31 protein-coding genes are annotated in these 22,558 nt (G+C 63.6%); 2 read left to right on the plus strand and 29 right to left on the minus strand.

Annotation, left to right across the window (positions count from 1 at the left end):
- Window positions 1-24: 24 nt before the first annotated feature.
- Both ACSQ23_RS10705 and ACSQ23_RS10710 read left to right on the plus strand, forming a co-directional pair.
- Entirely contained in the window at window positions 25-561 is a 537-nt protein-coding gene (locus ACSQ23_RS10705) for an AAA family ATPase (protein WP_248310514.1), read from the plus strand.
- Window positions 562-872: 311 nt separating this feature from the next.
- Window positions 873-5,405, plus strand: coding sequence for an IPT/TIG domain-containing protein (locus ACSQ23_RS10710; protein WP_436090616.1), 4,533 nt, complete (start codon window positions 873-875; stop codon window positions 5,403-5,405).
- A 132-nt stretch (window positions 5,406-5,537) separates the two neighbouring features.
- Here the strand turns inward: ACSQ23_RS10710 and dld are convergent, their stop codons facing one another.
- From dld to rpsJ, 29 genes are all read right to left on the minus strand, one after another.
- Entirely contained in the window at window positions 5,538-7,253 is a 1,716-nt protein-coding gene (gene dld / locus ACSQ23_RS10715) for a D-lactate dehydrogenase (RefSeq protein WP_436090617.1), read from the minus strand.
- 1 nt (window position 7,254) lies between these two features.
- A complete protein-coding gene (locus ACSQ23_RS10720) occupies window positions 7,255-8,298 on the minus strand; it encodes an NAD-dependent epimerase/dehydratase family protein (RefSeq protein WP_436090618.1) in 1,044 nt (347 codons plus the stop codon).
- A gap of 116 nt (window positions 8,299-8,414) precedes the next feature.
- Entirely contained in the window at window positions 8,415-8,843 is a 429-nt protein-coding gene (gene rplQ / locus ACSQ23_RS10725) for a 50S ribosomal protein L17 (protein ID WP_055996351.1), read from the minus strand.
- A 145-nt stretch (window positions 8,844-8,988) separates the two neighbouring features.
- Window positions 8,989-10,008, minus strand: coding sequence for a DNA-directed RNA polymerase subunit alpha (locus tag ACSQ23_RS10730; protein WP_055877867.1), 1,020 nt, complete (start codon window positions 10,006-10,008; stop codon window positions 8,989-8,991).
- Between the two features lie 103 nt (window positions 10,009-10,111).
- Complete coding sequence (gene rpsK / locus ACSQ23_RS10735; protein WP_055877870.1) at window positions 10,112-10,504, minus strand: 30S ribosomal protein S11; 393 nt, start codon at window positions 10,502-10,504, stop codon at window positions 10,112-10,114.
- Between the two features lie 82 nt (window positions 10,505-10,586).
- Entirely contained in the window at window positions 10,587-10,955 is a 369-nt protein-coding gene (rpsM, locus tag ACSQ23_RS10740) for a 30S ribosomal protein S13 (RefSeq protein WP_055877873.1), read from the minus strand.
- A gap of 175 nt (window positions 10,956-11,130) precedes the next feature.
- Window positions 11,131-11,700: an adenylate kinase gene (locus ACSQ23_RS10745; protein ID WP_055877877.1), complete on the minus strand. Its 570-nt coding sequence runs from the start codon at window positions 11,698-11,700 to the stop codon at window positions 11,131-11,133.
- Complete coding sequence (secY, locus tag ACSQ23_RS10750) at window positions 11,697-13,031, minus strand: preprotein translocase subunit SecY (RefSeq protein WP_055877880.1); 1,335 nt, start codon at window positions 13,029-13,031, stop codon at window positions 11,697-11,699. Before secY ends, ACSQ23_RS10745 begins: the two co-directional genes overlap by 4 nt.
- A gap of 32 nt (window positions 13,032-13,063) precedes the next feature.
- Complete coding sequence (rplO, locus tag ACSQ23_RS10755; protein ID WP_055877882.1) at window positions 13,064-13,549, minus strand: 50S ribosomal protein L15; 486 nt, start codon at window positions 13,547-13,549, stop codon at window positions 13,064-13,066.
- A gap of 12 nt (window positions 13,550-13,561) precedes the next feature.
- Window positions 13,562-13,750, minus strand: a complete 189-nt coding sequence (rpmD, locus tag ACSQ23_RS10760) for a 50S ribosomal protein L30 (protein WP_055877885.1) — start codon at window positions 13,748-13,750, stop codon at window positions 13,562-13,564.
- A gap of 22 nt (window positions 13,751-13,772) precedes the next feature.
- Entirely contained in the window at window positions 13,773-14,300 is a 528-nt protein-coding gene (rpsE, locus tag ACSQ23_RS10765; protein WP_055877888.1) for a 30S ribosomal protein S5, read from the minus strand.
- Window positions 14,301-14,322: 22 nt separating this feature from the next.
- Window positions 14,323-14,685 (minus strand): 50S ribosomal protein L18, encoded by a 363-nt coding sequence (rplR, locus tag ACSQ23_RS10770; protein ID WP_055877891.1) that lies wholly within the window; start codon window positions 14,683-14,685, stop codon window positions 14,323-14,325.
- A gap of 12 nt (window positions 14,686-14,697) precedes the next feature.
- On the minus strand, window positions 14,698-15,231 hold the full coding sequence (gene rplF, locus ACSQ23_RS10775; RefSeq protein WP_055877892.1) for a 50S ribosomal protein L6: 534 nt from the start codon (window positions 15,229-15,231) through the stop codon (window positions 14,698-14,700).
- Window positions 15,232-15,287: 56 nt separating this feature from the next.
- Window positions 15,288-15,686 carry a 30S ribosomal protein S8 gene (rpsH, locus tag ACSQ23_RS10780; protein WP_055877895.1) on the minus strand — a complete coding sequence of 133 codons (399 nt, stop codon included), beginning with the start codon at window positions 15,684-15,686 and terminating at the stop codon, window positions 15,288-15,290.
- A gap of 13 nt (window positions 15,687-15,699) precedes the next feature.
- The gene (gene rpsN / locus ACSQ23_RS10785; protein ID WP_055877897.1) at window positions 15,700-16,005 is read right to left on the minus strand and encodes a 30S ribosomal protein S14; all 306 of its coding nucleotides are present in this window, start codon (window positions 16,003-16,005) and stop codon (window positions 15,700-15,702) included.
- A 21-nt stretch (window positions 16,006-16,026) separates the two neighbouring features.
- The gene (rplE, locus tag ACSQ23_RS10790) at window positions 16,027-16,584 is read right to left on the minus strand and encodes a 50S ribosomal protein L5 (protein ID WP_055877900.1); all 558 of its coding nucleotides are present in this window, start codon (window positions 16,582-16,584) and stop codon (window positions 16,027-16,029) included.
- Window positions 16,577-16,891 (minus strand): 50S ribosomal protein L24, encoded by a 315-nt coding sequence (gene rplX, locus ACSQ23_RS10795; RefSeq protein WP_055877903.1) that lies wholly within the window; start codon window positions 16,889-16,891, stop codon window positions 16,577-16,579. The genes rplE and rplX overlap by 8 nt, the downstream gene beginning before the upstream one ends.
- Window positions 16,891-17,259, minus strand: coding sequence for a 50S ribosomal protein L14 (rplN, locus tag ACSQ23_RS10800; RefSeq protein ID WP_055877905.1), 369 nt, complete (start codon window positions 17,257-17,259; stop codon window positions 16,891-16,893). Before rplN ends, rplX begins: the two co-directional genes overlap by 1 nt.
- Before the next feature lie 58 nt (window positions 17,260-17,317).
- Window positions 17,318-17,551, minus strand: a complete 234-nt coding sequence (rpsQ, locus tag ACSQ23_RS10805) for a 30S ribosomal protein S17 (RefSeq protein WP_055877908.1) — start codon at window positions 17,549-17,551, stop codon at window positions 17,318-17,320.
- Window positions 17,552-17,561: 10 nt separating this feature from the next.
- Window positions 17,562-17,798, minus strand: coding sequence for a 50S ribosomal protein L29 (rpmC, locus tag ACSQ23_RS10810; RefSeq protein ID WP_055877910.1), 237 nt, complete (start codon window positions 17,796-17,798; stop codon window positions 17,562-17,564).
- A gap of 5 nt (window positions 17,799-17,803) precedes the next feature.
- Window positions 17,804-18,217 (minus strand): 50S ribosomal protein L16, encoded by a 414-nt coding sequence (rplP, locus tag ACSQ23_RS10815; protein WP_055877912.1) that lies wholly within the window; start codon window positions 18,215-18,217, stop codon window positions 17,804-17,806.
- 16 nt (window positions 18,218-18,233) lie between these two features.
- Complete coding sequence (gene rpsC / locus ACSQ23_RS10820) at window positions 18,234-18,995, minus strand: 30S ribosomal protein S3 (protein WP_055877916.1); 762 nt, start codon at window positions 18,993-18,995, stop codon at window positions 18,234-18,236.
- Window positions 18,995-19,375 carry a 50S ribosomal protein L22 gene (gene rplV / locus ACSQ23_RS10825; protein WP_055877918.1) on the minus strand — a complete coding sequence of 127 codons (381 nt, stop codon included), beginning with the start codon at window positions 19,373-19,375 and terminating at the stop codon, window positions 18,995-18,997. Before rplV ends, rpsC begins: the two co-directional genes overlap by 1 nt.
- Before the next feature lies 1 nt (window position 19,376).
- Entirely contained in the window at window positions 19,377-19,655 is a 279-nt protein-coding gene (rpsS, locus tag ACSQ23_RS10830; RefSeq protein WP_055049075.1) for a 30S ribosomal protein S19, read from the minus strand.
- 3 nt (window positions 19,656-19,658) lie between these two features.
- Window positions 19,659-20,498, minus strand: coding sequence for a 50S ribosomal protein L2 (rplB, locus tag ACSQ23_RS10835; RefSeq protein WP_055877921.1), 840 nt, complete (start codon window positions 20,496-20,498; stop codon window positions 19,659-19,661).
- A 14-nt stretch (window positions 20,499-20,512) separates the two neighbouring features.
- Window positions 20,513-20,806 carry a 50S ribosomal protein L23 gene (locus tag ACSQ23_RS10840; protein WP_055877922.1) on the minus strand — a complete coding sequence of 98 codons (294 nt, stop codon included), beginning with the start codon at window positions 20,804-20,806 and terminating at the stop codon, window positions 20,513-20,515.
- Complete coding sequence (rplD, locus tag ACSQ23_RS10845) at window positions 20,803-21,423, minus strand: 50S ribosomal protein L4 (RefSeq protein WP_055877925.1); 621 nt, start codon at window positions 21,421-21,423, stop codon at window positions 20,803-20,805. The genes ACSQ23_RS10840 and rplD overlap by 4 nt, the downstream gene beginning before the upstream one ends.
- Entirely contained in the window at window positions 21,423-22,127 is a 705-nt protein-coding gene (gene rplC / locus ACSQ23_RS10850) for a 50S ribosomal protein L3 (RefSeq protein WP_055877928.1), read from the minus strand. The genes rplD and rplC overlap by 1 nt, the downstream gene beginning before the upstream one ends.
- Window positions 22,128-22,213: 86 nt before the next feature.
- On the minus strand, window positions 22,214-22,522 hold the full coding sequence (gene rpsJ / locus ACSQ23_RS10855; protein WP_055049780.1) for a 30S ribosomal protein S10: 309 nt from the start codon (window positions 22,520-22,522) through the stop codon (window positions 22,214-22,216).
- Window positions 22,523-22,558 lie beyond the last annotated feature (36 nt).

Below are 22,558 nucleotides of genomic sequence, written 5' to 3' on the forward strand. Positions count from 1 at the left end.
CTTACTGAACATTGGGGGGTGAAAATGGACGTGCTGCCACTCTCGGCGCTTGGCGAACGCATCATGATCTGCGGCCCGTCGAACTCCGGCAAGTCGACGCTCGCTGTCGCGCTGGCGAACAAGATCGGGGCCGAGCCGTTCCATGTCGACCTGTTCCGGCATTTGCCCAACACCAACTGGGTACAGCGGCCTGACGAGGAGTTTCACGCGCTGCACGATGCGGCGATCCTCGGGGAGCGCTGGGTGATGGACGGCAATTATTCGAGCCTGATGCCACAACGCTTCGCCCGCGCCACCGGGCTCATCCTGCTCTACGACAACCACTGGGCGAACTTTCGCCGCTACCTGTGGCGCACCTTGTTCCAGAAGCAGCGCGTCGGGGCGCTGGCCGGCAACAGGGACAGCCTCAAGTGGGAGATGATTCGCTGGATTCTCGTCGTCCAGCCGACCCGCCGCGAGCGCGATCGGACCCGCCTGAGGGCTGTCGGACTGCCACTGGTCGAGATCGACTCGATGCGTCAGCTCAAACGGCTCTACACCGAGTGGGGCCTTGCGCGCTAAGGCGGCACCTTGCGATCGCCTCCCTTGCTCGGCTGTCGCGTCGCTAGTCTTGTCGATGCTGCTGCTCGATGCGGCTAAACAGCTATTTCTCCGCGGCAGCGCTCGTCCAGGCACTATCCTTCTGTATCGCTTACGGCTATTGTTCTTGCGAGTGACATCACTAGTTCACTCGGTTGCGTTTCTTATCTGATTTTCATTGCAGGCTGAGCTGATTCCCGAAGCATCGGCAGGGTCGCAAACACGGTGGTGCACCGTGCGGTCGGCGTTTTTGCCGATTGAGCACGGGTTGTTGCGGGGGCGACAGTCTGACTATGGTCACGGGGCTCAAGGCCGCGCAGATGATCTGCGCGCTGTTTCAGGTTTGCCGTAGAAATGCGGGCGCCAGGGAGTGGCTCGGGCGACTGGTCGCGATCCTCGGCGCCTTGTCCCTGCCCTCGCCGGCACGCGCATCAGTCAACCAGATCGGCTGGCGCGCTGAGCCGCGCTCGAAACAGTCTCTCCTCGCCGCTCGAGCGGAGGAGCTCCCCGCTCCTGGTTTGCCGTCGAACACCGTCCGGCGCAGGACGCCCATCGCGGTGCTCGCACTGTCGGCGGTTCTGACGCTTCTCGCACCGATCGCCGCTCAGGCGGCGGCGCCGGCAGTCACGGCTGTCTCGCCGAGTTCCGGCCCGGCGAGCGGCGGCACTCCCGTGGTCATCACCGGGACCGGCTTTTCGGCGGCGAATTCGACCGGCGCGGTCAAGTTCGGCGTGAGCACCGCCACGTATACCATCGACAGCGACACGCAGATTACGGCGACGGCGCCGGCGGGCTCGGGTATGGTGGACGTCACGGTTGTCACCCCGGACGGCACCAGCGCCATTTCCGCGTCCGACCGCTACACCTATATCCCGGCGCCGGCAGTCACGGCGGTCTCGCCGGACTCCGGCCCGGTTGCCGGAGGTAGCACGCTCACCCTTACGGGTACCGCCTTCACAGGCGCGACGGCGGTCTCATTCGGCGGGACCCCGGCGGCTGGCTTCAACGTCGACAGCGCGACGCGGATCACCGCGACCTCCCCCGCCGGTTTGGGCACGGTCAATGTCCGCGTCACCACTGCAAGCGGCACCAGCGCAGCGGCGGGCGCCAACCAGTTCACCTACATCGCGGCGCCGACGATCGACACAGCTTCGCCCGACAGAGGCCCCACGGCGGGAGGCACCGCGGTGACGCTGACCGGCACCAACCTGACCAGCGCGACGTTGACGGTAGACGGCGTGTCCGTAACGCCGACCAGCATCACCGCAACCACCGTGGCCTTCACAACGCCTGTGCATGCGGCCGGCTCGGTTGCTGTCGTGGTGACCACCGCGGGCGGCTCGGCATCGACCAGCTTCACCTATATCGCGCCGCCGGTCACGGCATCCCATACCGCCTCTTCGGTTGCCTATGACGTTGTGGGGATAACGTTCAGCGTCGCCGGCCGCGCAACCAACAGCCCGACCAACTATGCAGTGGGCTCGGCGACCACGGCCCAAGGTGGATCGGTCTCGGTCGATGCCGCCGGCCTCGTGACCTACAGCGCGCCCACCGGTTTCCGCGGCAATGACAGCTTCACGTTCACCGCGAGCAATGTGGGCGGAACGTCCGCTCCCGCGACTGTTACGGTGCCGGTGAGCAATCCGACGCTCTCGTCGACACTGGCGGGCAACGGTACGCGCGGCGCCACGCTCTCTGGGGTGCAGATCAGCAGCAGCGGCGGCAAGGCGCCCTATAGCTGCTCGACCACGCCGGCCTCCGGAGCGCTGCCGGCAGGCACTCAGCTTAACAGCGATTGCAGCATCAGCGGCACCCCGATGGCGAGCGGCAGTTTTACCTTCACCGTCCATGTGACGGACTCCTCGACGGGCACCGGGCCCTTCACCCAAGCCAGCGACCCACTCGAGCTCAGCATCGCGGCACCAACCATCAACCTATCGCCGGGCGCCGGTGCGCTGCCAAATGGCGCTGTCGGCACCAGCTATTCGCAAGCCTTCTCGGCAAGCGGCGGCACCGCGGACTACACCTTTGGGCGAACCAGTGGCGTTCTGCCACCGGGGCTTTCTCTGAACGGCGACATCGTTTCGGGCACGCCCACGGCAATGGGCACCTTCAACTTCAATGTCACCGCGACCGACAGCTCGACGGTGGGGAGCGGCGGGCCCTATTCCCGCACTCGGACCTACAGCATCACCGTCGCCATGGGCACGCAGACGATCAGTTTCGACGCTCTGTCAGACATCTCGCTCTCGTCGTCTCCGCCGTTGCTCTCGGCCACCGCCAGTTCCAACCTGCCGGTCAGCTTCGCTTCCACCACGCCGACCATCTGCACGGTTTCAGGCACGACCCTGACGCTGGTCGACCGCGGCCTCTGCTCGATCACTGCCAGTCAGGCGGGCGATGACGACTGGGAGGCCGCTACCGACGTCGTGCAGAGCTTCACAGTGACGCCGGCCACTCTGGCGCTGACGGCGGATGCCGCGACCGGTCTCCAGGTGGGCGAACCCTACAGCCAGACGAACACAGTCTCGGGCGGCCTTGCGCCCTTCACCTACGCGCTACAGGCCGGTGCATTCGTGCCAGGCACCACCCTCGACTCGGCGACAGGCACTGTCTCGGGCACACCGACCGTCGCGGGTACGTTCAGCTACATCGTGCAGGTTACCGACGGCCAGGCGCCGCCAATCACCGCGGCGACTCCCGTCACCACTGTCACCATTGCCAAGGGTAACCAGACCATCAGCTTCACCTCGACCGCGCCGACCGACGCGACGGCGGCTGGGACGCCCTACACGATCACCGCGGTTTCCAGCGGCTTCCTTACGGTGTCCTATTCACTCGACGCCTCCAGCACGGGCTGCGACCTTGCCGGGAGCACGGTCACCTTTACCGGCGCAGGCACCTGTGTGATCAACGGCAACCAGGCTGGCGACACAAACTGGAACGCGGCGGCGCAGATCCAGCAGAGCTTCGCCGTCGGCCTGGCCACGCCGACGCTCACTGTCTCTGCTGACGACAGTGCACCGATCCTCGGAACGTCGGTGACCTTCACCGCGACGCTTGATGGCGGCGCGTCGCCGGGCGGCACCGTCACCTTCAAGGACGGCTCGACCACGCTCGGCACCGACACGATCTCGGGCACGACGGCGACCTATTCGACGGCGGCCCTTACAGTCGGCTCGCACTCGATCACCGCCGAGTATGCCGGCGATACCAACAATGAGCCCGCGTCCTCCCCGGCCTATAGCCTCACCGTCCAGCAGGCTGTGACCTTTACCTTCTCGCCCCCCGCCGGCGCATTGGCAGACGCCATGCCCAGCGAGGACTATAGCCAGCTGATTTCCGCTGCAGGCGGAACAGGGACGACGACCTACAGTGTTGTCTCCGGCGCTTTGCCCGGGGGCATGACGCTCCTGCCGGGTGGCGAACTCACCGGCCCGCTCGACGCGGATGCCGAGGTGAAGGGCTACAGTTTCACCATCGAGGTCCGTGATGGCAACGGCGCGACCGGAACGGCAAGCTACACGCTCGAGGTGAAGGAACGTGCTGTCAGCGTCACCGACAAGAGCGTCGACGTGCCGGCGGGCTCGTCGCCCGTCAACGTCAACCTGGAAGCCGGCGCAACCGGCGGCCCGTTCACTTCGGCGGACCTGACCTTCGTGGAGCCACCCAACGCCGGCACGGCGAGCATCATTCTCGGCGAATTCGCCGCGATCGATCCCATGCCTTTCAGCTGGTATCTGAAGTTCGTCCCGAACCCCGCTTACTCCGGCTCCGTGAAGGTCGGCTTCAAGCTGACCAGTGCGCTCGGCGTTTCCAACACCGGAACCGTGACCTACGCGCTTGCCTATGATGCTCAAGAGGTGGCAGAGCAAATCGATGACCTGGTGCATGGCTTCATCGGCTCACGCCAGAGCCTGATCTCCTCGACGATCAAGGTGCCCGGCCTGATAGACCGGCGACGGATGGAAACCGCCACCGACCCGGTCAGCGCCTACATGGCACCGTCGGAAACCGGCCTGACCGGTAGCTTCGCCACCAGCCTGACGCAGCTGGCTGGAGCCAATGAAGGCGGCGACTATGCCGCGCCCTTCAACATCTGGGTCGACGGCACGTTCGCGCTGCATAACCGCGCAGAGAACGATGGCCGCTGGGGCAGCTTCGCCATGATCAACTTCGGCGCCGACTACCTCCTGTCGGAGAAGGCACTGCTCGGTCTCTCCTTCCACTACGACAACATGTCGGACCCGACCGACGAGGACGCGGAGCTGAGCGGCAATGGCTGGCTGGCCGGCCCCTATGCCTCGTTCGAGATCGCCAAGGGTCTGTTCTGGGATGCGAGCCTGCTCTATGGCGGCTCGTTCAATGAAATCGGCACGACCTTCTGGGATGGCAACTTCGAGACGCAGCGCTGGATGTTCGACACCTCGCTCACCGGACAGCTGCAACTCGATGAGGATACCGTGCTCATCCCGAAGTTCAGGGCCGTCTACTTCTCGGAAACGGTCGACGACTACGCCGTGAAGAATGCCGACGGCGACATGATCTACCTCGAGGGCTTCAACGAGGAACAGTTCCGGGTCAGCCTCGGGGCGGAAATCGCCCGGTCGTTCGCGCTGGGGGGCGACATGGTGCTTACCTCGAAGGTCGGAGTGACCGGCGGCTTCTCCGGCCTGGACGGTTCCGGCGCCTTCGGCTCGGTCTCGGCGGGCCTGTCGCTACAAACGCAGGAGGCCTGGCGGATCGAAGGCGGCATCCGGTTCAACGTCGACGGTAGCGGTCAGAACTCCGTCGGCGCAAAGGCCGGCATCACCGGCGATTTCTGAGGGTGTGGTATTCGGCGCGCCCATCGCCTGGGCCGCTGGAACCCGCATCGGCCCGGACGACCTGCAGCCCGGCGGTCCTGGAGTTGGGCTATCCGGGCTAGCCGGGGGTGGCCGATGATCGCCCGCCTACCCTCAGTGGGCGTGGTCATGGTGGAGATCGTCGTCGGCATAGTGCCGGTGCTTGGAGTCGTCGCCGATACCGGGGTTGAAGCTGTTGGTCGGGTCGAGCGCCCGGAAGAAGGCCTGCTGCTCTGGTTTTGACGCGTAGACGTGGCCGACATTGTGCTCGGCCGGATATTGCGCCCCGCGCTGGTCGAGCACGGCCAGCATGGCATCCTTCACCTGGTGCGGATCGGCGCCCTTCGCCAGCACGTAATCCTGGTGGAAGACGTGGCAGAGGAAGTGACCATAGTAGAGCTTCAGTTTGAGCTGGCTGTCGATCGCCGCAGGCAGTTGCTCGTACCAGTCGTGATCGTTGCGGCGGAGCGCGATATCGAGCGCCAGCAGGCCGCCCGAGGTCTTCTCATGCATCAGCGCATAACGGATGGCGGCGCCCGCTGCGGCGAAGCGATGGAGGAAAGCCTGGGATCCCTCCTTGGGCGTGCACCTGAAATACCCGCCATTGGCCCCGTCGGCGAACACCCGGTCCAGCAGCGCCTCGGCTTCGACGATGCCGTCGCCCGACATGCGCAGCATCAGGTGGTGCTCGTAGCGATCGCGATACGCGAGCAGGCGCTGCGGCAGGTGCTCGGGGAACAGGTGGCTCAGTCCTTGCAGGATGCGGTCGGAGAGCTGCTTGGGCAGCAGCGGCAGCTTGTTGAGGGTGGCGTCCACCCTGCCCTTCAGGTTGAAGAAGGTCGGCATTACCTCGGTGCCGAAGCGCTGGATGACGAGGAAGGTATCCTTGCCGTGGCTACGGGCGACATCGAACATGTCGCGATGCATGTATTCACCGGCCACCGGTAACGCGTTCAAGCTGAGCAGTTCGCGGCGGAGCCGGGTCAGCACTGCGACATCGTTGGTGCCGATGTAGAACACCTGCTCGGCGCCCTGCTTCTCGAACGTATCGAGCCGGACGGCGAACACGGCGAGCTTGCCGGCGCTGCCAGAGGCCTCGTGCAGGCGTCGCGGGTCGGCGTTGAAGCGCGCGGCGGTCGGCTCATCGATCTGGCGCACCCGCTCGGCATACTCCCGGTCCGAGGCGAGGCCGACATTGTGCTGCACGTCCTCGGCCGAGTAGCCGCCCGACTGCAGGCGACCGAGGATCTCCTCGGGACTATTGCCGAGCTCGATGCCGAGGTGATTGACCAGTTCCAACCGACCGTCGGCGCCAAGCTGGGCGAACAGCGACAGCTCGGTGTAGGCGGGACCGCGATGCACCAGCGAGCCGCCGGAGTTATTGCAGACGCCACCAACGATCGAGGCGCCGAGACAGGACGAGCCGATCACCGAGTGCGGCAGCCGGCCGATCGGCTTCAGCAGCTTCTCGAGCTTGTCGAGCGTGCTGCCGGGGAAGCTGACGATCTGCTTGCCGCCGTCGAGCAGCTGGATATCGGCAAGCCGCAGCGTGTTCACCACGACCACCGGACGATCATAGTGGCCGCTGGGCGTCGAACCCTCGGTGAGGCCGGTATTGGCGGCCTGCATGATGACGATGGCGTCGTGTCGGACCGTCGCCTCGAGCACCCGCCACAGCTCCAGCAGTGTGCCGGGCTTGGCCACGGCGATGGCATCCCCCTCGCCCGAGCGGAAGCCGCGGCGATAGCGCTCGGTCTGCCGATCGCCGGTGATGAGGTAGCGGCGCCCGACGGCGGCGCGGAGATCGTCGATCAGCTCTGTGGTGGGCACGTCAGGAGGTCTTCTGTTTCACCAGTCCGAGGCGGATGACGCTGTCTGCGGTGGCGAGGATCGAATCCTTGGCGGAAATGAACTTGCGGCCGAGCAGCTTCTCACCTTTCGAGCCGTCGAACACCTTCTCATTGCCGATGTCGTTGATGATCTGGCGCGCCGGCCCACCGAACGAGGCGATCAGCTTGATGATCCAGTCCGGCACGGTCTTGCTGGTGACGTTCCATGCCGGGTGGGCGGCGCGCAGGATATTGCCGACCTCGGGGAATGGCACATACTCGGCCGTGGCGAGATAGCGCTGGCCGGCAGTCTCGGGCTTGTCGAGGGCGGCGAGATGCAGCGCCGCCACGTCGCGCACATCGATGATCGAGAAGCCGTTCGAGGGCATGGCCGGTGTCGAGCCATTGAGCAGGCCTGACACCATCTGCAGCGAGATGCTCGCATCCTTATCGAGCGCCGGCCCGATAATGGCACCCGGATGGACGGTGGTGAGGCTGATGCCGTGTTGCTTCACGAAATCCCAGGCGAACTGCTCCGCCTTGGTCTTGCCGATGCAATAGGCCCAGGTCCAGCGCATGTTGTCGAGATTGGTGAAGTAGGTCTCGTCGTAGACGCGACGACCGCTGGTCTGGCCGTGGCCGTAGCCGACCGTGGCGATCGACGAGGTCATGATGATGCGCTTGATGCCGGCGTCGCTGGCGAAGCGGAACACCCGCTGGGTGCCCTCGAGCGCCGGGCGGATCACGAGGCTCTGGTCCTTCGGTTCATCGGCGCGGATGGCAGTGGCGATATGCATGACGGTGGCGACGCCCTGCATCGCCTCGGCCCACCCCTTGTCGTCGAGCAGATCCGCTTCCACCAGTTCCAGGCGGTCAAGCGGCTCCTGCCCCAGTTCGCCCAGCAGTGTCGCCCGGACCTCTTCGGAGCGCCCCAGCGAGCGCACCGTGCCGCGCACGCGGTGGCCGGCCTTCAGCAGCTCCAGCACCGTCCATTTGCCGACGAAACCGGTCGCGCCGGTGACGAGGATGAGGCCCTGATCCGACATTCCACTCTCCCCAATCGAGTACTTGCGCCATTACGGCGTGGATAACGTTCCGTGGTCAAACGAAAAGGCGGCCCGGAGAACCGGACCGCCTTTGATCTCTACCGAATACCTCGGGCTTACGCCGCGGCGGCTTCGTCGTCGGTCTCGCGCGCCTCGACCGGACCCGAGTCGAGGCCCTTGGCGTCCACGTCGCGATCGACCAGCTCGATGACCGCCAGAGCGGCATTGTCGCCATAGCGGAAGCCGGCCTTGAGGATGCGGATATAGCCGCCGTTACGATCCTTGTAGCGCGGACCGATAGTGGCGAAGAGCTTCTGCACCTGGGTCTCATCGCGCATCTGGGCGATGGCCTGGCGGCGGGCATGCAGGTCGCCGCGCTTGCCCAGCGTGATCAGCTTCTCGACGATCGGACGCAGTTCCTTGGCCTTGGGCAAGGTGGTCACGATCTGCTCGTGCTTGATCAGCGAAGCCGACATGTTGGCGAACATGGCCTTGCGATGTGCAGAGGTCCGGTTGAGCTTACGGTTCGAATTACCGTGGCGCATTTTGTTACTCCCTAAGGCCCGGGCGTCTCACGACGGGCGGTTAGTGCTGTGGATCACTTCGCTGAAGTGATCCACGTATTGGGTTGTCGCGCTTTCGAGATGGAAAAGTCTGCAACTTTTCCTGAAAACGCTCCGGTTGGCCTGCTTAATAATGGTCTTCGTAGCGCTTGGCCAGATCGTCGATGTTCTCAGGCGGCCAGTTCGGCACGTCCATCCCGAGGTGCAGGCCCATCTGTGCCAGCACTTCCTTGATTTCGTTGAGCGACTTGCGGCCGAAGTTCGGCGTGCGCAGCATCTCGGCTTCGGTCTTCTGGATCAGATCGCCGATATAGACGATGTTGTCGTTCTTCAGGCAGTTCGCCGAACGGACGCTGAGCTCGAGCTCGTCGACCTTCTTGAGCAGCGCCGGGTTGAAGGCCAGTTCCGGGACGGTGTCCTGGGTCTTTTCCTTGGTCGGCTCTTCGAAGTTGACGAACACCGACAGCTGGTCCTGCAGGATACGCGCGGCGTAAGCCACCGCGTCTTCCGGCGAGATGGCGCCATTGGTTTCGACCGTCAGGGTCAGCTTGTCCTTGTCGAGGCTCTCGCCGGCACGGGTCGCATCCACCTTGTAGGAGACACGGCGAACCGGGGAGAACAGCGCGTCGACCGGGATGTAGCCGATCGGAGCGTCGTCGGGACGGTTCTTGTCGGCCGGGACGTACCCCTTGCCGGTGTTGACGGTGAACTCGATGTTGATCTCGGCGCCGTCGTCGAGGTGGCAGATCACCAGGTCGGGGTTCAGCACTTCGATATCGCCGGTAACCTTGATGTCGCCGGCAACGACGGCACCCGGGCCCTGCTTGGTCAGGGTCAGACGCTTCGGACCTTCGCCGCCCATCTTGAGGGCGATTTCCTTGACGTTGAGCACGAGGTCGGTAATGTCTTCACGCACGCCGGGAAGCGACGAGAATTCGTGCAGGATGCCGTCAATCTGGATCGCGGTAACGGCCGCGCCCTGGAGCGATGAGAGCAGCACGCGACGCAGAGCGTTGCCGAGCGTCAGGCCGTAGCCGCGCTCAAGCGGCTCCGCAACGACCGAGGCCGTCCGCACGCTATCGCTGCCCGAAACGATGTCCAGTTTGGTCGGCTTGATGAGTTCCTGCCAGTTCCGCTGGATGGTCACGGTGGTGTCCTTTCAAATGGGCGGTCCGCCTAACCGCCTGTCCGCTATGCAATGTACCTATCCCGGCGCGAGGGGCGCGCCGGGAGATCTACCGTAACGGAGGTTAGACGCGGCGACGCTTGCGCGGCCGGCAACCGTTGTGCGGGATCGAGGTGACATCGCGAATGCTGGTGACGTTGAAGCCAGCAGCCTGCAGCGCACGAAGCGCCGACTCACGGCCCGAGCCAGGACCGCGCACTTCGACCTCGAGGGTCTTCATGCCGTGTTCCTGGGCCTTCTTGGCCGCGTCTTCAGCCGCAACCTGGGCGGCATACGGGGTCGACTTGCGCGAACCCTTGAAACCCATCACGCCCGAGGACGACCAGGAGATGGTGTTGCCCTGCACATCGGTGATGGTGACCATGGTGTTGTTGAACGACGCATTCACGTGCGCAACGCCATTGGTGATATTCTTGCGCTCTTTACGACGAACGCGTGCGGCTTCAGCTTTTGCCAATTTGTTTCCTCAGTTCGATATCGACGCTGCCGTAGTTCCAGCAGCTACATCAGGACGGCGGAGAGGTGCTCCGCGACCCGGATTACTTCTTCTTGCCGGCGATCGGCTTGGCCGGACCCTTGCGGGTACGGGCATTGGTGTGGGTACGCTGACCACGGACCGGCAGGCCCTTGCGGTGACGCAGACCACGGTAGTTGCCGAGGTCCATGAGCCGCTTGATGTTCATCGCCACGTTACGGCGCAGATCGCCCTCGACGACGTAGTCGCGATCGATCGCTTCACGGATCTGGATCACTTCAGCGTCGGTCAGGTCGTTCACACGACGCTCGGCCGGGATACCAACCTTCTCGGTGATCTCCTGGGCGAACTTCGCGCCGATCCCATGGATGTACTGAAGCGCGATAACCACGCGCTTGTTGGTCGGAATATTGACGCCAGCAATACGGGCCACGTCCGCTCTCCTATAGTCGGCAGCTCAGGCTGCCCGTTTGATAACGACAAGGGACCGGAATTCCGCTCCCCACTCTTTGAGGAACCGAATCCAGCCCGATAATCCATGAGACTGGCGCGGTTCATAAGGGCAAGGTCCCGCAGAGTCAACTGCAGAGCCCCTGCCCCGAGGTATACTAGTTATGCACGGCCCGGCGGATGGCCGCCGTGACATCGTCGACCGGCTGCATGCCGTCGACCGACTTCAGAAGGCCTTTGCCGCGGTAGAACTCGACCAGCGGCGCGGTCTGCTCGCGATAGACGCTGAGGCGGTTGCGAAGCACCTCCTCGTTGTCGTCGCCACGAGCAACACCAGATTCCTTGGCTCGCTTGGCGATCCGCCCAACGAGCACATCGGCGTCGGCGGTGATCTCGATCACCGCGTCCAGCTGCATGCCCTTGTCGCCCAGCATCTGGTCGAGCGCCTCGGCCTGCGGGATGGTCCGCGGGAAGCCGTCGAGCACGAAGCCGGCCTTGCAGTCATCCTGGTCGAGCCGCTCCGAGACGATGCCGTTGACGATCTCGTCCGAGACGAGGTCACCGCGATCCATGATCTCCTTGGCGGCCAGACCCATCGGGGTCTTGGCGGCGATGGCCGAGCGCAGGATGTCGCCGGTCGAAAGCTGCGGGATCCCGTAGCTATCGATCAGCACCTTTGCCTGCGTGCCCTTACCGGCGCCCGGAGGTCCCAGAAGGATCAGCCTCATTTACGCTTGCCCCCAAGGCGCGACCGCTTCACCAGGCCTTCGTACTGCTGGGCGATCAGGTGGCTCTGCACCTGGGTCACCGTATCCAGCGTCACCGTCACGATAATCAGCAGCGAGGTACCGCCGATGAACTGGCTGACATTGAGCTGGCTGTGGATCATCTCGGGGATGAGCGCCACGACGGTCAGATAGAGGGCACCGATCACCGTGATGCGGGTCAGCACGTAGTCGATATAGGTCGCCGTCCGCTCGCCCGGACGAATGCCGGGGATGAAGCCGCCGGAGCGCTTCAGGTTGTCCGCGGTGTCGGTCGGGTTGAAGACGATCGAGGTGTAGAAGAAGGCGAAGAAGATGATCAGGACTGCGAACAGCACCAGATAGAGGGGCTGACCGCGACCGAGCAGCGCCGCCGTCACCGACAGCCACTGCGGTGCATCACCCTGCGCCGCGAACGACGCAATGGTGGCCGGCAGCAGCAGCAGGGACGAGCCGAAGATCACCGGGATAACGCCCGCGGTGTTGAGCTTCAGCGGCAGGTGCGAGGTATCGCCCTGGAACATCTTGTTGCCGACCTGGCGCTTCGGATACTGGATCAGCAGCCGGCGCTGGGCGCGTTCGAAGAACACGATCACGCCGATGACGACGACCGCGATGACCAGGAGGCCGACGACCCAGGGGGTCGGCAGAGCGCCGGTACGGCTCAGTTCGAGCGTCTGCACCACCGTCGCCGGCAGGTTCGCCACGATACCGGCGAAGATGATCAGCGAGATGCCGTTGCCGATGCCGCGCGAGGTGATCTGCTCACCCAGCCACATCAGGAACATGGTGCCGCCGACCAGCGTGATGACGGTCGAAAGACGGAAGAACCAACCCGGATCGATCACGACGCCCTGGCTGCCCTCGAGACCGATGGCGATGCCATAGGCCTGCACGGTGCAGAACAGCACGGCGAGATAGCGCGTGTACTGGTTGATCTTGCGACGGCCGCTCTCACCTTCCTTGCGGAGGGCTTCGAGGCGCGGCGACGCCGTGGTGATGACCTGCACCACGATGGACGCGGTGATGTAGGGAATGAGGTTCAGCGCGAAGATCGCCATGCGCTGCACGGCACCGCCGGCAAACATGTCGAACATGCCGAAAATGCCCTGCTGCGCCTGCTGGAAGGTCGCGGCATAGGCATCAGGGTCGATACCGGGCACCGGAATGTAAGTCCCGAGCCGATAAACGAGAAGCGCACCCAGTGTGAACCAGATGCGCTGCTGAAGGGCCTTCGCTTTCGCGAAGGTCCCGAAGTTCAGATTCTTGGCCAGCTGTTCGGCTGCGGACGCCATAGTCGCTCCCTTTAGAATGGGGCCAGGCGCTCTTAGGCGTCAGCCTTCACTTCTGCCTGAGGCATATCGACCTTGCCACCGGCTGCTTCAATAGCAGCGAGCGCGCCCTTGGTCGCGTGAGCAACCTTGAAGGTCACCTTCTTGGCAGTGAAACCGGAGCTGCCGATCAGCCGCACGCCATCGAGCTCGCGACGGATCACGCCGGCCTTCACGAGAGCGGCCGCATCGACCACGCCCTTGATGTCCAGCTTGCCGCTGTCGATGTAGTTCTGGATGCGGTCGATACGCAGCTGGTTCCACTTCTTGGGATTCAGAGCGTTGAAGCCGCGCTTCGGCATACGCATGTGCAGCGGCATCTGGCCGCCTTCGAAGCCGTTGATGGCGACGCCGGAGCGAGCCGTCTGGCCCTTACCGCCGCGACCACCGGTCTTGCCGACGCCCGAGCCGATACCACGACCGACGCGCACGCGCTTCTTATTGGCGCCCGGGTTGTCCCGGAGTTCGTTCAAACGAGTCATTGTTCTCGTCCCTTATTTGGCGTCGACGACGCGCACGAGGTGCGGGATCTTACGGATCATGCCGCGGACCTCGGGGGTGTCCTTGAGGGTCGACTGCTTGCGGATCTTGTTCAGCCCCAAACCGATAAGGGTGGCGCGCTGATCCTGCGGACGGCGCGTCGGGCTGGCGATCTGCTCGATGGTGACGGTCTTGTCGGCCATAGTTCTAACTCCCAAGCCCTAATCAGGCTTCGACGGTCTCGCCACGGCGAGCCTGGAGGTCCGAGACCTTCAGGCCGCGACGGGCGGCGACCGAACGCGGGCTATCAACACGCTTCAGCGCATCGAAGGTGGCCCGCACCATGTTGTAGGGATTGGCGGTGCCCTGCGACTTCGCCACGATGTCGTTGACCCCAAGGGTCTCGAACACCGCGCGCATCGGGCCGCCGGCGATGATGCCGGTGCCGGGAACGGCGGCACGCAGGATGACCTTGCCGGCGCCGTGGTGGCCGACCACATCGTGGTGCAGCGTACGGGCTTCCCGCAGCGGAACGCGGATCATCTGGCGCTTGGCCTGCTCGGTCGCCTTGCGGATGGCCTCAGGCACTTCACGCGCCTTGCCGTGACCAAAGCCAACGCGGCCTTTCTGATCACCAACCACAACCAGGGCGGCGAAGCCGAAACGACGGCCACCCTTCACAACCTTGGCGACGCGGTTGATGTGAACCAGCCGGTCGACGAATTCGCTATCGCGCTCTTGAACGTCTCTCATCGAATTTTCCTTTGTCGCCGGATCAGAACTGCAGGCCGCCTTCGCGGGCCGCATCACCAAGGGCCTTGACGCGGCCATGGTAGAGGTAGGCACCACGATCGAACACGACCGTCGACACCTTGGCAGCGAGACCACGCTCGGCAATCAGCTTGCCGACAGTGGCTGCGGCCTCGGCTGTCGAGCCGTTCTTGACCTTGGCCTTGACGTCCTTATCGACGGTCGAAGCGGCAGCAAGCGTGCGGCCGGATGCGTCGTCGATGATCTGGGCGTAAATATTCTTGTCCGAACGGTGCACGGACAGACGCGGGCGGCCATTGGCGTTAGCCTTGAGCGCCTTGCGAACTCGGGCCTTGCGGCGGTCCGCACCTTTGAGGCTGATGGGCATCTCGTGCGCTCCTTACTTCTTCTTGCCTTCTTTGCGGGCGATGTACTCGCCCACATAACGCACACCCTTGCCCTTGTAGGGCTCCGGCGGACGCCAACCGCGAATGTCGGCGGCCACCTGGCCAACCAGTTGCTTGTCCGAGCCGGTCACGACCACTTCGGTCTGCGTCGGCGCCGCGAGGGTAATGCCAGCCGGAGTGTTGAACACCACTTCGTGGCTGAAGCCGAGCGACAGCTTCAGATCCTTGCCCTGCATGGCGGCGCGATAACCAACGCCCTGGATCTGCAGCTTCTTCTCGAAGCCAGCGCTGACGCCGATCACCATGTTGTTGATCAGCGCGCGGGTGGTCCCCCAGGCAGCCCGAGCTTCCTTGCTCTCGTTAGCGGGCTCGATGACGATGCCGTCATCGGTCTGCTTGGCGTTCACGATATCCATGAGCGTCAGCGACTGCTCGCCCTTCGGCCCCTTTGCGGTGACCTGGCGATCGCTGATCGTGACGGTGACGCCACTGACCGGAGCAATCGGCTTTTTGCCTGTACGGGACATTCTTTTCTACTTCCTTCGGAGTAATCGTCACACCGACGCCTTCAAGGCAACGAGCCTTAGAAGACGCGGCAGAGTACCTCGCCACCCAGGTTCTGGGCTTTAGCTTCATGATCGGCCATCACGCCCTTGGGGGTCGACAGGATCGACACACCGAGGCCATTGGCAACCGAGGGGATGTTCTTGACCGACGCATAGACGCGACGGCCAGGACGCGAGACGCGCTCGATGGTGCGGATCACCGGAGCGTTGTCGGAATACTTCAGCTCGATGTCGAACTGGGCAACGCCGTTGTCCATCTTGCTTTCCGAGTAGCCGCGGATGAAGCCTTCCGACTTCAGCACGTCGAGCACACGGCCACGCAGGGTGGACGCCGGGGTCTGGACGACATCGCGACGGCGCATCTGCGCGTTGCGGATGCGGGTCAGCATATCGCCGATCGGATCAGTAAGGCTCATTGTCTTCGTCTCCTTACCAGCTCGACTTCACAAGGCCCGGGATCAGCCCGAGGTTGCCGAGCTGACGCAGGGCAATACGGCTGAGCTTGAGCTTGCGATAGTAGCCACGCGGACGACCGGTGAGCTCGCAGCGGTTATGCACGCGGTTCTCGGCCGAGTTACGCGGCAGCGCGGCAAGCTTGAGCTGCGCCGCGAAGCGCTCCTCGAGCGAGACGCTCTGGTTCATCACCACTGCCTTGAGCTTGGCCCGCTTGGGACCCAGCTGCTTGGCAAGGCGCTTGCGCTTGTTGTTCTTTTCGATGGAGCTGGTCTTTGCCATGTCTCGTCCTTCTCTCTTCCGTTACTGCCGGAAGGGGAAATTGAAAGCCTTGAGCAGCGCCCGGGCTTCGTCGTCGGTGCGCGCGGTCGTGCACACGATGATGTCCATGCCCCAGGTCTGATCGATCTGATCGAAATTGATCTCGGGGAAGATGATGTGTTCCTTGATGCCCAGGGCGTAGTTGCCACGACCATCAAAGGAATTCGGGTTCAGGCCGCGGAAGTCGCGAACCCGCGGCAGAGCGATGTTCACCAGGCGGTCGAGAAACTCGTACATGCGCGCCTTGCGGAGCGTCACCTTCACGCCCAGCGGCATCTCTTCGCGGACCTTGAAGCCTGCGATCGACTTGCGAGCGTGGGTGATGACGGGTTTCTGGCCGGCGATCTTCTCGAGATCGGCAGCTGCCGACTTCACCTTCTTGGTGTCGTTCACCGCCTCGCCGACACCCATGTTCAGCACGATCTTGTCGAGCTTGGGGGCCTGCATGACGTTCTTGTAGCCGAACTCTTTGATCAGGTTCGCCTTGATGGTCTCGTCGTACTGAGCACGGAGACGCGGGATATAGACGGTATCAGCCATCGATCGTGTCCCCGGTCGACTTGGCGACGCGCACCTTGGTGCCGTCGGCGTTGATCTTGAACCCGACGCGCGACGGCTTGCCGTTCGCATCGGCGATCGCGAGGTTCGACAGGTGAATCGGGGCTTCTTTGGTGAAGATGCCCGCATCCTGGCTCGCGGTCTGCTTGGTGTGGCGACGCACAAGGTTCAGACCCTGCACGGTGGCCTTGGTCGCATCGGGGAACACCTGGGTGACCTGACCGGTCTTGCCCTTGTCCTTGCCGGCGAGAATGACGACCTTGTCGCCCTTCTTAATCTTGGCCGCCATCACAACACCTCCGGCGCAAGCGAAATGATCTTCATGTGGTTCTTGGAACGCAGCTCGCGCGGCACCGGCCCGAAGATACGGGTACCGATCGGCTCGGCCTGGTTGTTGATCAGCACGGCCGCGTTGCGGTCGAAGCGGATGACGGTGCCATCGGCGCGGCGAACCGGGAATGCGGTGCGCACAACGACGGCCTTCATCACCTGGCCCTTCTTGACGCGGCCACGCGGGATCGCGTCCTTGACCGAGACAACAATGATATCGCCCACCGAGGCGTACTTGCGGTGCGAACCGCCGAGTACCTTGATGCACATGACACGACGCGCGCCGGAATTATCGGCAACGTCGAGATTGGACTGCATCTGGATCATGGCTTGATGCCTTTTTCAGTTTCGGGGTCTGCCTACTCGGCGAGCCCTAAATTCCGGTTTACGCGGAGGGTTTCAGGACCCAGCGCTTGTTCTTCGAAATCGGCGCCGACTCTTCGATCCAGACGACGTCCCCGACCTTGGCCACATTGGCTTCGTCGTGAGCGTGGTACTTCTTGGACCGGCGCACGGTCTTCTTCATCACCGGGTGGGTGAACGCACGGTCGACCCGCACCACCACGGTCTTGTCATTGGTGTCGGAGACCACAGTCCCCTGCAAAACGCGCTTGGGCATCGGTTGCTCCTTACTTCGCTGCGGCTTTTTCGCCGAGGATGGTCTTCACCCGCGCGATTTCGCGGCGGACTTTCTTGACCTCGGTCGGCTTTTCCAGCTGCTGGGTAGCGCGCTGGAACCGCAGGTTGAACTGCTCTTTCTTCAGGCCGAGCAGCTGATCCTTCAGCTCATCGGGGGTCTTGGCGCGGAGGTCGGCGGCGCCGTTGGCGCTCTTGGCCTCAACTTTTTTCTTGGGTGCACGTGCCATGGCGATCAATCCGCAATGCGGGTGACGACCCGCGTGATGATCGGAAGCTTCATCGCGCCGAGGCGCAGGGCTTCCTTGGCGACGTCCTCGGGGACGCCGTCGATTTCGAACAGGATGCGACCGGGCTTGACGCGAGCCGCCCAGAATTCCACCGAACCCTTGCCCTTACCCATGCGGACTTCGGTCGGCTTCTTGGAAACCGGCAGGTCCGGGAAGATACGGATCCAGACGCGGCCGGCGCGCTTCATCTCGCGGGTGATCGCGCGGCGAGCCGCCTCGATCTGGCGAGCCGTAACGCGCTCGGGCTCCTGGGACTTCAGGCCGAACTGACCGAAAGCCAACTCCGTGCCACCCTTGGCATTGCCATGGATGCGGCCCTTATGCGCCTTGCGGAACTTGGTACGTTTTGGTTGCAGCATTTTTGTCTATGCCTTCTCAGTTCGCCGGCGCGCGATCGCGGCGATCGCCGCGCTCACCACGATCGTCCCGATCGGAACGCTCGCGACGCTGACCACCCTCGTTCGAACCGCCGCCTTCAGTGGCGCGACGCTCGTGAGCGGACGGATCGTGCTCAAGGACTTCGCCCTTGAAGACCCACACCTTGATGCCGATGATGCCGTAGGTGGTCTTCGCCTCGGCCGTGCCGTAGTCGATGTCGGCGCGCAGCGTGTGCAGCGGCACGCGACCTTCGCGGTACCACTCGGTGCGAGCGATGTCGGCGCCGCCGAGACGGCCGCCCACGTTCACCCGGATGCCGCCGGCGCCCATGCGGATCGCCGTCTGCACTGCACGCTTCATCGCACGGCGGAACGCCACGCGACGCTCGAGCTGCTGGGCAATGCCCTGAGCCACGAGGTTGGCATCGGTCTCCGGCTTGCGCACTTCAACGATGTTGATGTGCACTTCGCTGTCGGTGAACTTCTTCACCTTGGCGCGGATCTTGTCGATGTCAGCGCCCTTCTTGCCGATCACGATGCCCGGGCGGGCAGTGTGGATCGACACGCGGCACTTGCGGTGCGGACGCTCGATGACGATCTTCGAGACCGCAGCCTGCTTCAGGTCTTCAAGCAGCGTCTCACGGATCTTCAGGTCTTCCTGGAGCAGCGAACCGTACTCACCCTTGTTCGCGTACCAACGCGAGTCCCAGGTGCGGTTGATGCCGAGGCGCAGACCGATCGGGTTGATCTTCTGACCCATTATGCGGTCTCCTCAACTTGGCGAACCACAATGGTGAGGTTCGAGAACGGGCGCTCCATGCGGGCAGCGTGACCACGGCCACGGGCCATGAAGCGCTTCATCACCAGGGAGTCACCGACATAGCACTCGGCAACGACCAGGCTGTCCGGGTCGAGGCCGTGGTTGTTCTCGGCGTTCGCGATGGCGCTCTCGAGCGTCTTCTTGACCGAGCCGGCAATGCGCTTGCGCGAGAAGGTCAGCTCGGCGAGAGCCTTGTCGACCTTCTTGCCGCGGATCATCGCAGCCACGAGGTTGAGCTTGATGCCCGAGGTACGAAGCATGCGGAGAACCGCCTTGGCCTCGTTGTCCTTGAGCGACCGCTGAGTTTTCGGCTTGCCCATGTTACTTCCTCTTGGCCTTCTTGTCGGCCGCGTGACCGTAGTACGTACGGGTCGGAGCGAACTCGCCAAACTTGTGGCCGATCATCTCTTCCTGGACGTTCACCGGCACATGCTTGTGGCCGTTGTGCACGCCGAAGGTGAGACCGACGAACTGCGGCAGGATCGTGGAACGACGGCTCCAGATCTTGATGACTTCGTTGCGGCCGCTCGCACGGCTGGTCTCTGCCTTCTTGAGCAGATAGCCGTCGACGAACGGGCCTTTCCAGACTGAACGCGACATGGCTTAGCGGCCCTTCTTCACGTGACGCGAGCGGACGATAAACTTGTCCGTCGACTTGTTGCTGCGGGTCTTCTTACCCTTGGTCGGCTTGCCCCACGGGGTCACCGGGTGACGGCCACCAGAGGTACGGCCTTCACCACCACCATGCGGGTGATCGACCGGGTTCATGGTCACACCGCGGTTGACCGGCTTGCGGCCGAGCCAGCGATTACGACCGGCCTTGCCGATCGACGTGTTCGAGTGATCCTGGTTCGACACCGCGCCGACAGTGGCGAGGCACGAACCGTGGACCCGGCGCTGCTCGCCAGAGTTGAGGCGAAGGATCGCCCAACCGGCGTCGCGGCCGACATACTGCGCATAGGCACCGGCCGAACGGGCGATCTGACCGCCCTTGCGGGGCTTCATCTCGACGTTGTGGACGATGGTGCCGACCGGCATGCGCTCGAGCGGCATGGCGTTGCCCGGCTTCACGTCGGCGGTGCCGAGCGTCGAGATCACCTTGTCGCCGGCAGACAGACGCTGCGGCGCGATGATGTAGGCGAGCTCGCCGTCCGCGTACTTGATCAGTGCGATCCAGGCGGTGCGGTTGGGATCATACTCCAGCCGCTCGACGGTCGCCGTCTCTTCGAAGCGCACGCGACGGAAGTCGACGATACGGTACGAACGCTTGTGACCGCCGCCGCGATGGTACGCGGTGATACGGCCGGCGTTGTTACGACCGCCAGACTGGTTCAGACCTTCGGTCAGCGACTTGACCGGCTTGCCCTTCCACAGCTCCGACCGATCGGTCGTGATGAGCTGGCGGCGGCCCGGGGAGGTCGGATTGTAAGTTTTTAGACCCATTCTTCTCTCTCCCCTCAGATGCCGGTCGAAATATCGATCGACTGGCCATCGGCCAGGGTGACAATGGCCTTCTTGACATCCTTGCGAGTGCCAAGTTCCTGCCGGAAACGCTTCACCTTGCCCTTGCGGACCAGGGTGTTGACCGCCTTGACCTTGACCGAAAAGAGCGCCTCGACGGCGGCTTTGATGTCGGCCTTGGTGGCATCGATCGCGACGTCGAAGACGACCTGGCTGTGCTCGGACGCCATCGTCGACTTTTCGGTGACGACCGGGTTACGGATCACGTCGTAGTTGCTGAACTTGCTCATGCGAACCGGGCCTCGAGCGCTTCGAGCGCTGCTTTGGTCAGAACGAGCTTATGGCGACGGAGAATGTCAGCGACATTGATCCCCTGCACCGGCAGCACGTCGATCTGCGGAATGTTGCGGGCCGCGTTGGCGAAATTCTTGTCCACCTCGGCGCCGTCGATGATCAGAGCACTCGACCATTCCAGCTTGCCGAACTTGGCAACCAGCTGGGCAGTCTTGGGCTCCTTGGTGGCGACGGTCGGAACGATGACCAGTTCGCCAGCCTTGGCCTTGGCCGAAAGCGCATGCTTCAGCGCCAGGGCGCGGACCTTCTTGGGCAGCTCGATCGCATGGCTGCGGGGCTCGGGGCCAAAGGCCCGGCCACCGCCGCGGAACTGCGGAGCAGACTTGGCGCCGTGACGAGCGCCGCCCGAGCCCTTCTGCTTGATCGACTTCTTCGAAGTGTAAGCGATCTCGGAGCGGTGCTTCACCTTGTGGGTGCCGGCCATCGCCTTGAGCTGCTGGTACCGGACCATGCGGTGCAGGATGTCCTGGCGGACTTCAAGACCGAAGATCTCGTCCTTCAGGGTGACCGAACCGTCGGCCTTGCCGTCCAGAGTAGTGACCTGGAGTTCCATTATTTCGCCTCCTCGGCCACGGCTGCGACAGCCGCCTTGAACGAACCGGGCACAGCAGCGCCCTTCGGAGCGGCCTTCTTGACCGCGTCCTTGATCTGGATCCAGGCGCCCTTGGCACCCGGAACAGCGCCCTCGACCATGATCAGCCCGCGCTCCACATCGGTGCGCACGACCTTCAGGTTCTGGGTAGTGACGCGACGGTCGCCCATGTGGCCGGCCATCTTCTTGCCCTTGAACACCTTACCGGGGTCCTGGCGCTGACCGGTCGAACCGTGCGAACGGTGCGACACGGACACACCGTGCGTGGCACGCAGGCCGCCGAAGTTCCAGCGCTTCATGCCGCCGGCGAAACCCTTACCGATCGAGGTACCGGTCACGTCGACCAGCTGACCTTCGACAAAGTGGTCCGCCTGCATGGTGGCGCCAACTTCGATGAGGTTCGCAGGATCGACACGAAACTCAGTTACCTGACGCTTGGGCTCGACCTTGGCGACGGCGAACTGGCCGCGCTCCGCCTTGGTGACATTCTTTGCCTTGACAGTGCCCGCGCCGAGCTGGAGGGCGGTGTAACCGTCCTTCTCCTGCGTGCGCTGGCCAACCACCTGGCAGTTCTTGAGGTCGAGCACGGTCACGGGGACGTGTGTGCCATCATCCAAGAACAGGCGGGTCATGCCCAGCTTCTGTGCGATCAAACCAGAACGCATCGGTTGTTACCTTCTCTCTTTGGCGCTTGACCGGGTCATTGTGTCCAAGAGGACCCTTTGGATGGTCAGCGCGAAAACTCAGTCACTCAGAGCTTGATTTCGACGTCGACGCCGGCGGCGAGATCGAGCTTCATCAGAGCATCGACGGTCTGCGGGGTCGGATCCACGATGTCCAGAAGACGCTTGTGGGTCCGGATCTCGAACTGCTCGCGCGACTTCTTGTCGATGTGCGGCGAGCGGTTGACCGTAAACTTCTCAATCTGTGTGGGCAGCGGGATCGGCCCGCGCACCTGCGCACCCGTACGCTTGGCCGTGTTGACGATCTCCCGAGTGGAGGTGTCGAGCACACGGTGGTCAAAGGCTTTGAGCCGGATGCGAATGTTTTGACCGTTCATCTTGCTTTCCCAGCGAAAAATGGAACGCGGCGCGCT

The sequence above is a fragment of the Devosia sp. LjRoot16 genome (assembly GCF_964252795.1).
Classification (GTDB): domain Bacteria; phylum Pseudomonadota; class Alphaproteobacteria; order Rhizobiales; family Devosiaceae; genus Devosia_A.

Bases quoted from the DNA above. Each gene is read 5' to 3' on its own strand.
- rpsH (WP_055877895.1), bottom strand. From the start codon at position 15,686: ATGAGCCTTACTGATCCGATCGGCGATATGCTGACCCGCATCCGCAAC.
- ACSQ23_RS10745 (WP_055877877.1), bottom strand. From the start codon at position 11,700: ATGAGGCTGATCCTTCTGGGACCTCCGGGCGCCGGTAAGGGCACGCAG.
- rpmD (WP_055877885.1), bottom strand. From the start codon at position 13,750: ATGGCCGACAAGACCGTCACCATCGAGCAGATCGCCAGCCCGACGCGC.
- rplR (WP_055877891.1), bottom strand. From the start codon at position 14,685: ATGCCCATCAGCCTCAAAGGTGCGGACCGCCGCAAGGCCCGAGTTCGC.
- secY (WP_055877880.1), bottom strand. From the start codon at position 13,031: ATGGCGTCCGCAGCCGAACAGCTGGCCAAGAATCTGAACTTCGGGACC.
- rpsS (WP_055049075.1), bottom strand. From the start codon at position 19,655: ATGTCGCGTTCAGTCTGGAAAGGCCCGTTCGTCGACGGCTATCTGCTC.
- rplN (WP_055877905.1), bottom strand. From the start codon at position 17,259: ATGATCCAGATGCAGTCCAATCTCGACGTTGCCGATAATTCCGGCGCG.
- rplP (WP_055877912.1), bottom strand. From the start codon at position 18,217: ATGCTGCAACCAAAACGTACCAAGTTCCGCAAGGCGCATAAGGGCCGC.
- rplD (WP_055877925.1), bottom strand. From the start codon at position 21,423: ATGGAACTCCAGGTCACTACTCTGGACGGCAAGGCCGACGGTTCGGTC.
- ACSQ23_RS10840 (WP_055877922.1), bottom strand. From the start codon at position 20,806: ATGAGCAAGTTCAGCAACTACGACGTGATCCGTAACCCGGTCGTCACC.
- ACSQ23_RS10705 (WP_248310514.1), top strand. From the start codon at position 25: ATGGACGTGCTGCCACTCTCGGCGCTTGGCGAACGCATCATGATCTGC.
- rplE (WP_055877900.1), bottom strand. From the start codon at position 16,584: ATGGCTGATACCGTCTATATCCCGCGTCTCCGTGCTCAGTACGACGAG.
- rpsN (WP_055877897.1), bottom strand. From the start codon at position 16,005: ATGGCAAAGACCAGCTCCATCGAAAAGAACAACAAGCGCAAGCGCCTT.
- rplF (WP_055877892.1), bottom strand. From the start codon at position 15,231: ATGTCCCGTACAGGCAAAAAGCCGATTGCTCCGGTCAGTGGCGTCACC.
- rpsJ (WP_055049780.1), bottom strand. From the start codon at position 22,522: ATGAACGGTCAAAACATTCGCATCCGGCTCAAAGCCTTTGACCACCGT.
- rplC (WP_055877928.1), bottom strand. From the start codon at position 22,127: ATGCGTTCTGGTTTGATCGCACAGAAGCTGGGCATGACCCGCCTGTTC.
- ACSQ23_RS10710 (WP_436090616.1), top strand. From the start codon at position 873: ATGGTCACGGGGCTCAAGGCCGCGCAGATGATCTGCGCGCTGTTTCAG.
- rpsE (WP_055877888.1), bottom strand. From the start codon at position 14,300: ATGAGAGACGTTCAAGAGCGCGATAGCGAATTCGTCGACCGGCTGGTT.
- rplV (WP_055877918.1), bottom strand. From the start codon at position 19,375: ATGGGCAAGCCGAAAACTCAGCGGTCGCTCAAGGACAACGAGGCCAAG.
- ACSQ23_RS10720 (WP_436090618.1), bottom strand. From the start codon at position 8,298: ATGTCGGATCAGGGCCTCATCCTCGTCACCGGCGCGACCGGTTTCGTC.
- rplB (WP_055877921.1), bottom strand. From the start codon at position 20,498: ATGGGTCTAAAAACTTACAATCCGACCTCCCCGGGCCGCCGCCAGCTC.
- rplX (WP_055877903.1), bottom strand. From the start codon at position 16,891: ATGGCGGCCAAGATTAAGAAGGGCGACAAGGTCGTCATTCTCGCCGGC.
- rplO (WP_055877882.1), bottom strand. From the start codon at position 13,549: ATGACTCGTTTGAACGAACTCCGGGACAACCCGGGCGCCAATAAGAAG.
- rpmC (WP_055877910.1), bottom strand. From the start codon at position 17,798: ATGGCACGTGCACCCAAGAAAAAAGTTGAGGCCAAGAGCGCCAACGGC.
- rpsQ (WP_055877908.1), bottom strand. From the start codon at position 17,551: ATGCCCAAGCGCGTTTTGCAGGGGACTGTGGTCTCCGACACCAATGAC.
- rplQ (WP_055996351.1), bottom strand. From the start codon at position 8,843: ATGCGCCACGGTAATTCGAACCGTAAGCTCAACCGGACCTCTGCACAT.
- rpsC (WP_055877916.1), bottom strand. From the start codon at position 18,995: ATGGGTCAGAAGATCAACCCGATCGGTCTGCGCCTCGGCATCAACCGC.